This window comes from Arthrobacter sp. E1SS-5 (assembly GCF_057073715.1).
The window spans coordinates 615,437-628,465 of sequence record NZ_CP172703.1; the positions used below are offsets into that span (position 1 = coordinate 615,437).

Consider the following 13,029-nt stretch of genomic DNA (forward strand, 5'->3'; position numbering starts at 1 on the left):
GTGCAGCCGCGCCGGAAGCACTGCTGCCGGCAGGACGCTGTTCCTGGTTCATGCCTCCATCATGCCCCAAGCCACTGACAGTCAACTGCGCCCCATTCAACTCCACCCTGCTCAGGCAGATCCGGCCTCCGGCAGGTCTTTGGTGGCGGGCCCTTCGAGCAACTGGCCCTCGTTAGTGAACCGGGAGCCGTGCAGCGGGCAGTCCCAGGACCGCTCGTTGTCGTTCCAGTGCAGGATGCCGCCCATGTGGGTGCAGACTGCGGACAGCCGGCACGTGGTTCCGTCCACGGTGGACACTGCCACCGGGCGGTTGCCGTCCCGGTAGACCTTGCCCTGCCCTTCCGGCGGGGTGGCGGCAGCGGACGGACCGGTCGCCACAGGTGACGGGGCCGGCTCCGTGCCGCGTTTCAGGCCGTCGATTTTCCGGTCCTCGGCACTCACCTTTGCCCAGTCCATGGCCATCCTGGCAGCCACGCCGGCGTTGAGCGTGACGGCGGAGAGCGCACCCGCAGGTGACGTGATCCGGTGGTGGATGGTGTCCGCCCAGGGCACCTGCCCGCCCAGGATATCCGCGGAAATGCCCAGCGCGGCGGCCACGGCGTTGGTCATTCCCCACTTGTTGTAGCCGGTGCCGAAGTAAATTTGGCCCTTGCCGCGGGGGAGTTTGCCGAAGAACGGCATGAGGTTGGTTGGCATGTAGTCCTGCGCCGACCATGTGTGGGTGGTGACGGCTCCGGGATAATGCTTTCCGGCCCAGTCCAGCAGGCCTGCGAGGTGTGCCTTTTCGGACTCCGTGCGGCCTACCTGGTGCCCGTGGCCGCCCACCAGCAGCAGGTTCCTGCCGTCCACTTCGTAGTCCCGGAGGGAGTGGGTTGGCTGCTCAACGGAGATATACATGCCCGGCGGAGGTGCCTGGTCCTCCTGGAGCTGGAGTGCGGCGGCATAGGAGCGGCTTGGCTTCAGCTTGGCGAAATAGAGGCCACGGTCCAGGACGGGGATGCCGGTGGCCAGGACCACCTTGTCCGCCCTCACGCTGCCCCGGTCGGTCCGGACGGCGGAGGGGGAATCCCCGGTGACGTCGCGGAGGCGCACACCGCTGACAATCCGTCCGCCCTGGCTACGGATATCCGCCACCAGTGCGTCAAGGACGTCCAGCGGGTTGATCTGGGCCTGGTTCCGCATGCGCACGGCACCGTGGACCGGAAAGGGCAGGCCGGCGTCACGCACGTAGTCCACGTCCAGCCCGGCGGTGGTGGCGGCGCCAATCTCTTCGCGCAGCTTTTCGGTGCCCTGGGCGGAGGCAGCGTAGGTGTAGGCATCCCGGCGCTGGAAGGGCACGTTCTGTTCCTCGAGGTAGCGCAGCAGCCATGCCTGCCCTTCCCGGTTTCCGTCAACGTACGCCTGCACCTGTTTCCGGGAGTACTGGCGGGCAAGCTGGGACAGGAACGTTCCCTGCAGCAGGGTTACTTTGGCCGTGGTGTTGCCGGTGGTTACGGCGCCGGGGTGGCGGGCCTCGAGCACCAGCACACTCTGCCCGGACCGGGCCAGCAACAGGGCGGTGACCAGACCGGTGAGGCCGGCGCCGGCAACTACCGTGTCGTACCGGGTGTCCGGTTCGAATGGATCCGATGTAAAAGGGTTCCTGCGGTCCAGCCAAATCGACGTCATGCCAGTCCAACCTGCCTCCGGTCCAAGGCCCTGACAGGCCACTTTGTGATGGGTCCGTTACTGACCCTTACTATCCGCGGCGGATTTGCTAAGTATACTTACGATGTCGGGGTTTAAGTCTACGGTCGAGCACCAATGGTCGTGCATCGCCCGGCAGCCAGAATGCACCAACGACACAAGCAGGAGACATCATGACAACCATGAATTCCGGCGGTCGCACCGTGGGCCGGACCAACATCCAAAAAGCCACCCTTGCCGTAGGCGTGGTGTTCCTCCTGGTGGGGGTCCTGGGGTTCATCCCGGGCATCACTTCCAACTACGAGTCCCTGGGCTTCGCCGGACACGGATCAGGTGCCCTGCTGCTGGGCATCTTCCAGGTTTCGATCCTGCACAACATCGTCCACCTGCTGTTCGGCATCGCTGGCGTCGCGATGGCGCGCAGCGCGGCAGCCTCCAGGAACTACCTGGTGGTCGGCGGCGCCATCTACCTGGTGCTGTGGCTCTACGGCCTGTTCATCGGGCAGGACAGCGGAGCCAACTTCGTGCCGGTCAACAGTGCTGACAACTGGCTGCACTTCGTCCTCGGAGTCGCCATGATCGGCCTGGGTGTGGCACTGTCCCGCGGGACGGCGCGCGCAGGCCGCACCAGCACGGCAGCCCGGTAGCCATAACGCAGCGTGAATACCTGAACGGGGCCGCCGTCGGGCGAAACCTCCGACGGCGGCCCAGGACTACTGAAGGCGGCCCGGCTTGATTGCCGGGCCGCCTTCAGCCGTTCGGGGAATGGTTTGCGGTTTAGGCGGCCTGGAACGCTCCGATGGAGAGCAGGGTGATGTCTGTGTTGCTGCAGGCCGTTGTGGGCTGCGGGATGAACAGCGAGTCGGTGTCCTCCGGCGGGTAGATCCGGTAACCGGCGGCATCCACCGGTGAGCAGCCCTGGTAGTTACGCGCCTGCGTGTAGCGCAGCACCGCGGTGCCGGTCTGGCCGGGAGCCAGCAGGACGTCGACGACGCCGGCGGAGTCGTCACGTGTTGCCGGGGCGCCGATCGGTTCGCCGGCGGCGTCCGCCACCAGGGAAACGCCGGGGAATCCCCTGAGGATGCAGGGCTCGGAGCCCTTGTTGGTGAGGTTTAGCTTCATATAGACGCTGCCCGCGGCGCCGCCGCCGGAAGCGTCGGTGGCGGCGGTGAGGCCGCCGGCCTTGCACAGGCCGGGGGCGCCGGCGGCAGTGGTGCTGGGAGTCGGGGAGGACGGCGTGGACGTGGCCGGCGCCGAAGATGCCGGAGGCGGCGTGCTGGCCGACGGAGTGGAGGACTGGCTCGCCTGCCCACTGCCTGAAGGCGAGGGCGACGTCGTCGTCTGGGACTGCGGCTGGCTTGGACCGCACGCGGTGAGCAACAGTGCTGCCGCTGCAGCCGCCGTCGTCATAACCAACCCCTGGGAAATTTTCTGAGACCTCATGGCACCACCTTCGCTGTAGCTGTTGCCCGCGTCAACGATGCCACATGCAGTAGCGGCAATTTGATGCCCGGATCGTGATGATACGGGCTTTCAATCGGTCTCGGGCCCCGTGCAGTAGTGGCAGTCCTCAGGGCAGTCCGTCATGCCGGCACCCCTGCCAGGTCGAAGCCGTCTGCGATGTGGAACAGGCGCCGCCCGCCCGCGGGAGCAGTCACCCAGACCACGTCGCCGTCGTCGGTCCTGGCATCCACCAAGCCGCTGAAAACAGTGCGTCCATTACTCCTCAGTTCCACTGCATCACCGGTCTCGACGGTGTCCCAACGGACTGGGCTCTTTACGCGGCTCGTCATTGAAGTCACGGTTTTTCCTTTGAAAGGGTATGGCCGTTGCCGGCCCGGTGATGCCATCAAACAGGTGCGCCCCTGCCCGGCTCAATGGAGGAATGGCCACGCCGGTGTGCCGGCCTTTGTGCACGGCTCCAGCAGTGCCTGTGACGGCGTAAGGGGCCGGGGTTAGACTGCCTCCGTACGTGTTGGCGATCGAAGGAGAAGTTCATGGACTACACCGGAAGCCAGTCGGAGAAGGCCGTTCCCGCGGGTGAACTGGGCCGCAGCCACATCGGGCAGACCATCAGTTTCCAGCCGAATGAGTTCACCGTCGTGTTCGGCAAGCTCGCCGGCATTGCCCGGACAGAGGCCATGGTCTACCTGTCCCTGACGGGGGTTGGAAACGGCACGCACCTGAAGGATGAATACGACCTGCCGGTGACCCATGAGGTCTTCGTTCCCGTGGACGTCATTTCCAATGCGGAGTCCACCATCAAGGACCTGTTCGGCAAGGTCCAGGAGAACCTGCGTGGGGCCGGCCACAAGGGTGGCGAGGACCGCACGGACCGGCTCTAGCGCTTTCAGAGCTCCAAGACGGGGAAGCCGGCGCGCCGGCTTCCCCGTCTTTCTGTCAGTCGGCCGGAACCCGGAGGACCCCCGCAGCCGCCCGGAGATAAGGGGCAGGATCCGGGCCAGTCCCCGCTGCCCAGTCCAGCCAGGCCTGGAAGGTGGCCCCGATGAAAGCAGCGGCAAGGTACCCCGCCACATCTTCCGGTATTCCCGCTGCCGTGAGGTAGGCCAGTGTCCGCCCGCGCTGGGCACCCAGGGCCTCGTAGCTGTGGCTGCGAAGCTCACTGTGTCCGGCGATGAGGCGCAGACGTGCCCGCGTCAGTGCAAGGTCAGGCAACGCGTGCGCTCCGGCAGTGGCCGCATGGGTCAGGCCGGCCAGCGGGTCCGGGAGGGAGGCGGGTTCGGCCGCCCCGGCACCGAGCACGTTCAGCGAGGCGTCGAGGGCGTGCTCCATGCCTCCCCACACCAGGTCGGCTTTGGTGGCGAAGTAGCGGTACAGGCTCTTGCGGCCGATTCCCGCTGCGCCGGCGATATCGGCCATGGAGGTGTTGTAGTAGCCCTCTTTATCGAACAACTGCATGGCAGCACGCGCCACCGCGTCCGGGTCAATGGTGGCCGGCCGTCCGGCGGTGCGTGCAGTCGTACCATTCACTGTTGCCTCCATGGCTCCATCGTTCCCTCTCCCTTCCATAATGACACTCGGTGTCATAAAGTGTGGGCATCTCGCTCCTACTTGGGAAGGACATCATGGGCAACGAAGCTGCATGGCAGGAAGTGGTCACGCAGGGCCGCTTCGCAGGCAAGACCGTCATCGTCACCGGCGCAGGTTCGGGCATCGGGAAGGCAACGGCGCTGCGGGTGGCCAGGGAAGGCGGCCGGGTGATCGCCGCCGATGTCAGCAAGGAGCGGCTGGACGAACTGCTGGAGCAGAACGCCGGACTGGACCTGGTCCCTGTGGCGGGGGACATTTCGACCGAAGAAACGGTGGCCGCCGTGGTGGCCGCTGCAGGCGGGCGCGTGGACGCGCTGGCCAACGTGGCAGGCATCATGGACAATTTCGCGCCCATTCACGACCTGGACGACGAGACCTGGGAGCGAGTCTTCCGCATCAACGTCACCGCCCTGATGCGGCTGACCCGCGCAGTGCTGCCGCTGATGCTCGAGGCCGGGGCGGGCTCTGTCGTCAACGTCTCCTCCGAAGCCGGCCTCCGGGGCTCCGCCGCCGGTGCGGCCTACACCGCGTCGAAGCATGCAGTGGTGGGGCTGACCAAGAATTCGGCGGTGATGTACGGGCCCAAGGGGGTGCGCTTCAACGCCGTGGCACCGGGCGCCACCATCACCAACATCGTGGCCAACTGGGGGTCGCAGATGGCGGCCGAGCGTCTGGGCCCCTTGATGCAGGCTAATATCCCCGCGCCCGCCACTGCCGCCCAGCTTGCCGCGTCCATCACGTTCCTGCTCAGCGACGACGGCACCAACGTCAACGGCGCCATCCTTGCTTCCGACGGCGGGTGGTCGGCACTGTAGCCCGTGCCGGCGTTGGTGACGGGCAGTTAAGGCAGGAGGACGACGGCGGGAGGACCCGCCGTCGTCCTGTCACCCATGACTTGTTTCCGGCGCAGTGGCCGCCCCCTAATATGCCTTGACCCGCTGCTCCACAAGAAGGTGGATCAGCGCGAACACGCCGTCCCTGTCGATTGCCTCCATGGCGGCGTTCAGGGCAGCGGGGACTTCCCAGTCCGCCGTGACGGTAATCCCGAAACCACCGAAAGCCTTGGCCATCAGCGCGAAATTCGGGTTTTTCAGCTGCGTGCCGGAAATCCGCTGCGGGTAGTGGCGCTCCTGGTGCGTCCGGATGGTGCCGTATTCCCGGTTGTCCATCACTACCACCAGCGGGGTGGCGCCGTACTGGGCGGCAGTTGCCAGTTCCTGCCCGTTCATGAGGAACTCGCCGTCCCCCGCGATGGTGACCACGCGGCGGCCCGGATCGGCCAGCGATGCGGCGATGGCGGACGGGACGGAGTACCCCATGGAGCCGTTGCGGGCGCTGAGCATGGAGGCGTAGCGGCGGGTGGGGAAATACCGGTGGGCCCAGTTGGTGTGTTCACCGGCCCCGAAAGTCACCACAGAGTCCTCCGAAAGGCGGGGTACGAGGTTGGCCATCAGGGTGTCCATCCGGGCCCTGCCGGGAGCCGGCGCGGCCGGGGGGAGGGTGGCAAATTTCTCCTGCTCGGCGCGCATCCTTGTGCTCCATGCCTTCCACTCATCCTTGACCGGCAGGCGGATCTCCTCGAGGTCTCGGACGAAGGCTTCCGGTTTGGCCAGGATTTGGCGGGAAACGGGGCCGGACCGGCCGCGCAGGGAGGGGTCCACCGTCACCAGGAAGTTCTTCTTGTCCCAGTCCTGCCGGCACACAAACCCGTCTGTGATCACGTCTCCGGGCACTGTGCCCACAAACACCAGGAGGTCGGTTTCCTCCAGCAGGTCGTAGGTGGGGCGGGGACGGCCGTACCCGATGGGTCCCACATAGGACGGCGAATCAAAGGAAACCGTTCCCTGCGTCCGCCATTCGGCAGCGGCGGGGATGCGGTGCCGCTCCAGCCAGGCGGTGAGCTGATCTGCCGCCTCCTGCGTCCAGTCATTGCCGCCAGTGACGAAGAGCGGCTTGCTGGACCCGGCCAGGGCAGCCTTCAATGCCGCGGAATCGCTGCCGCTCATGCCGCCGGCCGCCACAGGAATTACGGGGTGCAGCGCGGGGTTGATGTGCTGCCGAAGGACATCCTCGGGCAGTCCGACCACCACAGGCCCGGGCCGGCCGCTCATGGCCGCGAACATGGCTTCAGCCACGATTTCCGAGGCCCGCTCCGCATGGTCCAGGACCATGACGCGCTTCGCGCCGGTATCAAACCACGACTTGATGTCGAATTCCTGGAATGCTTCCCGGTCCCGGTGGGCAAACGGGATCAGGCCCACGAAGAGCAGCATGGGCGTGGAATCCTGCCATGCGGTGTGCAGCCCGACGTGGGCGTTTGCTGCTCCCGGTCCCCGGGTGACCATCGCCACGCCGGGACGTTGCTGCATTTTGCCGTCTGCCTCGGCCATGTAGGCCGCTCCGCCCTCGTGCCGGCAGACGATGGTCTCGATGTCCGAATTGTGCAGTCCGTCCAGCACGTCAAGGAAGCTCTCGCCGGGAACCACGTAGGTGCGTTCAATGCCGTGGGCCGCCAGTGAATCGACAATCACGTGCCCGGCGGACTTGGGCTGGGGCTGCACATGGTCCGATGGGTGGGGGCGGAGCCGGGGAGTGTGGTTCCCCTGGTTGCCCTTGTCCCCGGTGGGCAGTGCGGTCTTAAGCGCGTGTGCGCGGCCGCCGTCAAGAACGTCAACCGTGCGGTGGAAATCAACCTCGTCATTGGGGTTGCTGGGCATGGGTGTTCCTTTCAAATCAGGGAAGATCCTGGTGGATGGGGAAGCTTAGAAGACCGACCAGCCGGTGCGGTCCGAGAGATCAGCCAGGGCAGCGGTGCCGGCCATGGAATTGCCCTTGGCGTCCAGGCGGGGGCTCCAGACACAGATGGCGCACTGGCCCGGGACGATGACCAGAATGCCGCCACCCACCCCGCTCTTGCCGGGCAGGCCCACCCGGTAGGCGAATTCGCCGGCGGCGTCGTACATGCCACAGGTCAGCATGATGGAGCCGATTCGTTTTGCCTCGCTGGGGGACAGCACCGTGCCGGCTGTTCCCTGGCCGTTGTTGGCGAGGAACAGGCCGGCCCTGGCCAGCTGGACGCAGGTCATCATGATGGAGCATTGGCGTACGTAGTTCTCCACCACGACGGCGGCGGGCCGGGTGAGGTTGGCAAAATCCTTGAGGAAGTGCGCCAGGGCCAGGTTGCGGCTGCTGCTGTCCAGCTCACCGGCCGCGGCAGCCTCATCGATGAACGGCGCGGGGCCTGCGTCCCCCGCCTGTTCGGTGAGGAACCGCAGGAGCTGCGTGGCGGCGTCGGGCGTCTCTTCCAGCAGGTGGTCGGTGACCACCAGGGCGCCGGCGTTGATGAAGGGATTGCGGGGAATGCCCTTTTCGGCTTCCAACTGGACCAGCGAGTTGAAGGACGTTCCAGACGGTTCGCGCAGCACCCGGGACCAAAGGCCGGCGGACCTGCCGCCCTGCAGGGCCATGGCCAGGGTGAAGACTTTGGAAATGCTTTGGATGGAGAAGGGAACGCAGGCGTCGCCGGAGCTGTAGACCTCCCCGGAGGTGGTGGCCACGGCGATGCCGAAGTGGTCGAAGGGAACCGTGGCCAGGAATGGAATGTTAGTGGGGACGTTGCCGGCATTCTGCCGGGGCCGGTGGCGCCGGACGATGTCCTCCAGGAGGAGGCCAAGTGGCGGTGCGCTGAGTGTGGTGCTCATTTCCTGCCTGAATTGTCGTTGGAGGAGGCCCACTCCTGGAGATGGAGCAGGGCCACCAGTGAATCGCGGGGATTGCCGAAGTCCAGCCCGGTCACCCTGGCCGCCTTGGCAACGCGGTAATAGACGGTGTTCTTGTGAAGGTTCATGTGTTTGGCGCATTCGGATACGTCGAAGCACGCGTCGAAGTAGGCCCGCAGGGTTGCTGCGAGTTCGGCATCCTCCTGGAGCAGCGCGGCCAGGCTGCGGTGCCTGAAGGGCGAGCTGTGAAAGTTCCGTACGGCCTCGCGATAGAGGATTTCCGCCTCGAAATCGTCCACGCCGGCCACCGTGCCCGGGGTGGCGTCCCGGACGCAGGCCAGCAGGGCCTCGGTAATACCGGCGATCCCGTGGATGGACAGCAGGTCCGGGGCCAGCGGTCCGACGGCGGCGAAGGGGGTGATGCCCAGGTGTCTTCGGGCATCCTTGACCACCGCTTCCGCGAGGGACCTCAGCCCCGCCTCGGCCGTGCCGGATTGAAGGTCCGGCAGGATGATGGCGGTGTCGCCCTTGAACTGGCCGACGACGGCGGACGCCTTGTACGCGGCGGCGTGGATGGATGCCAGGTTGGCCAGTTCGCCGTGCTTGAGTGCGGCGTCATCGGCCCGGGAGTCGGCGTCGGACATGCCGATCAGGATCAGCGCCGCGGGACGCTCCGAGGGGATCTTTCCGCTGTGGGCGCTGGCGGCGGCCTCGGCGGGGCCCGACAGGATCCGGGCCACCCGGTCCTCCCGCATGTGGACGGACTGCTGGTTGCGGTAGCGGATCAGTTCGGCGGAAACCCTGGCCGCGGATCCGGTGAGGACGTACTCCACATCCGGGCCGAAGCCCTCTCCGGTCTCCTGGAGCCAGATGTAGCCCATGATGCGCTCGCCGGCGAAGAGTGCGATGGCCACCCGTTCCCGCAGCCCGTCCTGGGGGCGGGCCGGCACACGGACCGGCTGGCGGGTCCGGTGCAGTTCGCGGTAGGCACCCAGGTCCTTGAGCAGCAGCTCGTACTTCCGCGGGCCGCGGCGGGACAGGATGGACGCTTTGCGGAGCTCGTCGATGTCATTGGTCACCGTTGAATACGCCAGGACCTTGTTGGCCGCGTCCTCGATCAGCACGTGGCTGGAGGTGAGCCTGGCTGTGGTCTGGGCGATGGCGAACAGGTCTTCCTCGAGCAGGGTGAGGACTTCGCTCTGGTAACTGCGCGGCTGGATCCGGTCCTGCGCGATGGAGAGCAGGCGGTCCCAATCGGCGGCCGGATCCACCAGCAGGAGGCCCGAGCCGGCGGCCTGCAGCAGTTCTTCCGCTTCGGCGAGGTCTTCGTGGGTGCCCTTGACGGCCACCACCGGCGGCGGGTCTTTGAGGAGCCGCCGGAGCGCCGGGAGGGCGGAGCGGCCGCGGACGCCGATGAGCAGGACAAACGCGCCGGAGGCTGCGGGTGCGTCGTCGTCGGCGTCGACAATCAGGAACCGTTCAATGGCCGGCGCCGTAGAAGCGGGCCGGAGGATGAGGCTGGCGAAGCCAAGGGGGAGATCCGAGAGGATGTCATCCACCGTAACCGCGGCCATGGGCTTTCCTTTTGCGTCGATCCCGCCGGACGGCTTTGTCCGGTTCCCTCATGCTACCGAGCGCCGGGCAGCCTAAATATGGATCCCTTTCCAAGCGCGGGCGGTGATTTTTGGTCCGCAGACTGAGGTGCGGCGGCAGGCGGGGGACAGGCGGGTAAATGACGGTACACACGAAAGGCGGGCCAGCGGATGCTGACCCGCCTTTGGCGGTTAGTGGACGTGTCCCGGGCTTTAGATCCAGGCAGGTGCCGGCGGCGCCGGGGTGACCGATCCGCCGTCGCGGGTTGCCGTCGTGCCGTCCGTGCCGCGGCCGGTGGACCACTGGGTGATGGCCGCCAGCGAGCCCGATACCACGGTGGGCGAGTCGGCGGCGGTGTCACCGAATCTCAGGTCGGTGCCGTCCACCGTGATGAGGAGCGCGTTGTCCGTGCCGCGGGCGTGCCAGGCGCCGGTGATGTCCGTGAGGAGCCGTTCCAGGACGGGGGCCGGGATGTCCTTGAACGTTGCCCCGTTGTCCAGGTCCACGGCGTGCACCCAGATTTCGCGGGTGCGCATCCAGACGGTCTCCTCGGCCGGAACCACGCGGCCTTGGACGGTTTTGACCTTGTGGTGCCAGTTGTCGGCGGGCAGGTCGCGCCACTCGACGTTCAGGTGCACGGCCGAGTGGTCGAACAGGTTCCGCAGCGCGATCGGGGAGAGGGTGGCGCCGAAGTCGATCTCGTGGTTGCGGACCTCCACCGAGGGATACATCGGGGTCTCCACCCCTGTGGCTGCCCAGTCGACCAGCCGCGCGACGGCCCGGGCGTTGTAGCCCACGTGGGCTACAACGTGCCGGCGGGTCCAGCCCGGCAGCAGGGACTTCCCGTCCAGTTCCGCGTCCGTGAGCTCGTTGAGCTTGCGGGCGAAGAACGCGGTGCCGCGCCTGGCCTGCAGGAGCCCGTCGAGCAGGACGGGATCGGTGGTCTGGTCGTGCCGGGCAACCATCAGGCCTCCTTGACCACGCGGTTGGCCAGCTGGCCCAGGCCCTCGATGGTGGTGACCAGGACCTGGCCCTCCTGCAGGTAGCGCTTGGGATCCTGGGCATGGCCCACACCGCCGGGGGTGCCGGTAGCAATCACGTCGCCCGGGTTGAGGGTGATGATGGTGGAGATGTAGGAGACCAGGTATTCGGGTGTGAACACCAGGTCCGAGGTGGGGGTGGACTGCTGGATGTCGCCGTCCACGGCCGAGGTCATCAGCGGGCCGGGGGTGAATTCGTCCTTGGTGACCAGGGCGGGGCCGAACGGGGTGGATTTCTCCCAGGTCTTGCCCTGCAGCCACTGGATGGTGCGGAACTGGTAGTCGCGCATGGAGATGTCGTTCAGCACGGCGTACCCGGCGATGTGGTCCGCGGCTTCGGATTCGGGGATGCGGCGCCCGGCCTTGCCGATCACGACGGCGAGTTCGGCTTCCCAGTCCACCGTGTCGGACTCCTGCGGCAGCGCCAGGTCGTCGTCGGGGCCGATCAGGGATTCGGCGTACTTGGCGAAGAGGGTGGGGTGCTCGGGAACCTCGGCGCCCATTTCCTTGATGTGGTTGCGGTAGTTGTGGCCCACGCAGATGATCTTGCCGGGGGAGGGTACGACGGCGGCGAGGTCGGCGCCGTCGAGCGCGTGCGTCGCGCCGTTGGCCGCCTTCGCCGTGGTTTCCCAGTTGGGGTCCTTCAGGAGTGCCCCGACGTCGGAGAAGCCCGGGATCTCGGTGAGGGTGCCGCCGTCCTGGCGGACCGCCGTCGTGCTGCCGTTTTCGAGGCGGAGGGTGAGGAGTTTCATTACTTGGTGCGTCCTTCGATGTAGGTGCGGTTGAAGTTCAGGCGCTCGAAGATGGGGGCGTCGCTGAACCGGAAGAGGTCAAACTCGGATTCGGCCTGGAGGGACCACGCGGCCCAGGACGGGACCACGAACAGGTCGCCCTTGGCCAGGACCCGTGTTTCGCCGTTGAGGGTCACGGTGCCGGTGCCTTCGAAGACCTGCCAGACGCCGGAGCCCACCTCGCGGACGGTCTCGGTCCAGGCGCCGACGCGCAGCCGGTGGAACTCGGCGCGGATGGTGGGCATGACATCCCCGCCGGTGGTGGGATTGGTGTACCGGACGGCGGCGTGGCCCTGCGACACGGTGGCCGGGTGGCCCTCGTCCTCGAGGAGGAGTTGTTCGCGCAGGGCGGCGTCGGTGTACTTCCACCGGTAGGCGGCGATGGGGGAGTTGGTGGTGTTCTCCAGGCCGGAGAGCGGGCGTAGCCCGGGGTGGGCCCAGAGCCGTTCGGAACGGGAAATGTCCGGGGTGGCCTCGTCGGTGACGCGCTCGGTGCCGAACTCGAAGAACCCGGCGTCGGCGTAGTGCACGAAGGGGATGTCCAGGCCGTCGATCCAGGCCATGGGCTGGTCGGTGTCGTTGTGGTGGCCGTGGAAGTTCCAGCCCGGGGTGAGCAGGAAGTCGCCGCGGGACATTCGCACGGGGTCACCGTTCACTACGGTCCACACCCCCTCGCCCTCAACGACGAAGCGGAAGGCGTTTTGCGAGTGCCGGTGCTCCGGGGCGGTTTCGCGGCCGCCCAGGTACTGGATGGCAGCCCAGAGGGTGGGGGTGGCGTACGGGGTGCCGCCCAGGCCCGGGTTGGCCAGCGCGATCGCGCGGCGTTCCCCGCCGCGGCCCACGGGCACCAGGTCCCCGGCGCGGGCGGCGAGCGGATAGAGGTCATCCCACCGCCACACGTGCGGCACAGCCTTGGGCGACGGGACCATCGGCATCAGATCCGCGATCTCCGTCCACAACGGAATCAGGTTCTCTTTATCGAAATCCTTGTAGAGCTGCTCGAGCTGGGCAGCCTCCTCGGGCGTGGGCTCGGGAACGTGGTGTTCCTGCGCGACGGACTCGTGCGTTTGGTTTTCAGCGCTGATCGACACTGGCCTTCTCCTTGCGTGCGGACTGACTGCGACGTGGATTCGACCTTAAGGAGTGCGG

The 13,029-nt window shown here is 66.8% G+C and carries 13 protein-coding genes; 3 read left to right on the top strand and 10 right to left on the bottom strand.

Annotated elements, in window-relative coordinates:
• Positions 1 to 111: 111 nt before the first annotated feature.
• Complete coding sequence (locus ACIGJD_RS03045) at positions 112 to 1,668, bottom strand: FAD-dependent oxidoreductase (protein ID WP_483688244.1); 1,557 nt, start codon at positions 1,666 to 1,668, stop codon at positions 112 to 114.
• Between the two features lie 191 nt (positions 1,669 to 1,859).
• On the opposite strand from ACIGJD_RS03045, the gene ACIGJD_RS03050 reads away from it, so the two are divergent.
• Positions 1,860 to 2,333, top strand: coding sequence for a DUF4383 domain-containing protein (locus tag ACIGJD_RS03050; protein ID WP_483688245.1), 474 nt, complete (start codon positions 1,860 to 1,862; stop codon positions 2,331 to 2,333).
• 130 nt (positions 2,334 to 2,463) lie between these two features.
• Here the strand turns inward: ACIGJD_RS03050 and ACIGJD_RS03055 are convergent, their stop codons facing one another.
• A complete protein-coding gene (locus ACIGJD_RS03055; protein ID WP_483688246.1) occupies positions 2,464 to 3,129 on the bottom strand; it encodes a DUF4232 domain-containing protein in 666 nt (221 codons plus the stop codon).
• Between the two features lie 140 nt (positions 3,130 to 3,269).
• Positions 3,270 to 3,479 (bottom strand): hypothetical protein, encoded by a 210-nt coding sequence (locus tag ACIGJD_RS03060; protein WP_483689415.1) that lies wholly within the window; start codon positions 3,477 to 3,479, stop codon positions 3,270 to 3,272.
• Between the two features lie 204 nt (positions 3,480 to 3,683).
• Here ACIGJD_RS03060 and ACIGJD_RS03065 point away from each other — a divergent pair, with 204 nt between their 5' ends.
• Positions 3,684 to 4,031, top strand: coding sequence for a hypothetical protein (locus ACIGJD_RS03065; protein ID WP_483688247.1), 348 nt, complete (start codon positions 3,684 to 3,686; stop codon positions 4,029 to 4,031).
• 55 nt (positions 4,032 to 4,086) lie between these two features.
• Here ACIGJD_RS03065 and ACIGJD_RS03070 read toward each other — a convergent pair whose 3' ends face one another.
• Positions 4,087 to 4,689: a TetR family transcriptional regulator gene (locus tag ACIGJD_RS03070; protein WP_483688248.1), complete on the bottom strand. Its 603-nt coding sequence runs from the start codon at positions 4,687 to 4,689 to the stop codon at positions 4,087 to 4,089.
• Positions 4,690 to 4,772: 83 nt separating this feature from the next.
• Here ACIGJD_RS03070 and ACIGJD_RS03075 point away from each other — a divergent pair, with 83 nt between their 5' ends.
• A complete protein-coding gene (locus ACIGJD_RS03075) occupies positions 4,773 to 5,552 on the top strand; it encodes an SDR family NAD(P)-dependent oxidoreductase (RefSeq protein WP_483688249.1) in 780 nt (259 codons plus the stop codon).
• A gap of 105 nt (positions 5,553 to 5,657) precedes the next feature.
• On the opposite strand, the gene ACIGJD_RS03080 is transcribed toward ACIGJD_RS03075, so the two are convergent.
• The 6 genes from ACIGJD_RS03080 to ACIGJD_RS03105 form a co-directional block, all read right to left on the bottom strand.
• The gene (locus ACIGJD_RS03080; protein ID WP_483688250.1) at positions 5,658 to 7,454 is read right to left on the bottom strand and encodes a thiamine pyrophosphate-dependent enzyme; all 1,797 of its coding nucleotides are present in this window, start codon (positions 7,452 to 7,454) and stop codon (positions 5,658 to 5,660) included.
• 45 nt (positions 7,455 to 7,499) lie between these two features.
• Positions 7,500 to 8,438, bottom strand: coding sequence for a glutaminase (locus ACIGJD_RS03085; protein WP_483688251.1), 939 nt, complete (start codon positions 8,436 to 8,438; stop codon positions 7,500 to 7,502).
• A complete protein-coding gene (locus ACIGJD_RS03090; protein ID WP_483688252.1) occupies positions 8,435 to 10,030 on the bottom strand; it encodes a PucR family transcriptional regulator in 1,596 nt (531 codons plus the stop codon). Before ACIGJD_RS03090 ends, ACIGJD_RS03085 begins: the two co-directional genes overlap by 4 nt.
• 231 nt (positions 10,031 to 10,261) lie before the next feature.
• The gene (locus ACIGJD_RS03095) at positions 10,262 to 11,014 is read right to left on the bottom strand and encodes a maleylpyruvate isomerase family mycothiol-dependent enzyme (RefSeq protein ID WP_483688253.1); all 753 of its coding nucleotides are present in this window, start codon (positions 11,012 to 11,014) and stop codon (positions 10,262 to 10,264) included.
• Positions 11,014 to 11,841, bottom strand: coding sequence for a fumarylacetoacetate hydrolase family protein (locus ACIGJD_RS03100; protein WP_483688254.1), 828 nt, complete (start codon positions 11,839 to 11,841; stop codon positions 11,014 to 11,016). Before ACIGJD_RS03100 ends, ACIGJD_RS03095 begins: the two co-directional genes overlap by 1 nt.
• Positions 11,841 to 12,971, bottom strand: coding sequence for a cupin domain-containing protein (locus ACIGJD_RS03105; RefSeq protein ID WP_483688255.1), 1,131 nt, complete (start codon positions 12,969 to 12,971; stop codon positions 11,841 to 11,843). Before ACIGJD_RS03105 ends, ACIGJD_RS03100 begins: the two co-directional genes overlap by 1 nt.
• Positions 12,972 to 13,029: the final 58 nt, after the last annotated feature.

Bases quoted from the DNA above. Each gene is read 5' to 3' on its own strand.
- ACIGJD_RS03070 (WP_483688248.1), bottom strand. From the start codon at position 4,689: ATGGAGGCAACAGTGAATGGTACGACTGCACGCACCGCCGGACGGCCG.
- ACIGJD_RS03090 (WP_483688252.1), bottom strand. From the start codon at position 10,030: ATGGCCGCGGTTACGGTGGATGACATCCTCTCGGATCTCCCCCTTGGC.
- ACIGJD_RS03045 (WP_483688244.1), bottom strand. From the start codon at position 1,668: ATGACGTCGATTTGGCTGGACCGCAGGAACCCTTTTACATCGGATCCA.
- ACIGJD_RS03060 (WP_483689415.1), bottom strand. From the start codon at position 3,479: ATGACGAGCCGCGTAAAGAGCCCAGTCCGTTGGGACACCGTCGAGACC.
- ACIGJD_RS03085 (WP_483688251.1), bottom strand. From the start codon at position 8,438: ATGAGCACCACACTCAGCGCACCGCCACTTGGCCTCCTCCTGGAGGAC.
- ACIGJD_RS03095 (WP_483688253.1), bottom strand. From the start codon at position 11,014: ATGGTTGCCCGGCACGACCAGACCACCGATCCCGTCCTGCTCGACGGG.
- ACIGJD_RS03065 (WP_483688247.1), top strand. From the start codon at position 3,684: ATGGACTACACCGGAAGCCAGTCGGAGAAGGCCGTTCCCGCGGGTGAA.
- ACIGJD_RS03100 (WP_483688254.1), bottom strand. From the start codon at position 11,841: ATGAAACTCCTCACCCTCCGCCTCGAAAACGGCAGCACGACGGCGGTC.
- ACIGJD_RS03055 (WP_483688246.1), bottom strand. From the start codon at position 3,129: ATGAGGTCTCAGAAAATTTCCCAGGGGTTGGTTATGACGACGGCGGCT.
- ACIGJD_RS03050 (WP_483688245.1), top strand. From the start codon at position 1,860: ATGACAACCATGAATTCCGGCGGTCGCACCGTGGGCCGGACCAACATC.
- ACIGJD_RS03075 (WP_483688249.1), top strand. From the start codon at position 4,773: ATGGGCAACGAAGCTGCATGGCAGGAAGTGGTCACGCAGGGCCGCTTC.
- ACIGJD_RS03080 (WP_483688250.1), bottom strand. From the start codon at position 7,454: ATGCCCAGCAACCCCAATGACGAGGTTGATTTCCACCGCACGGTTGAC.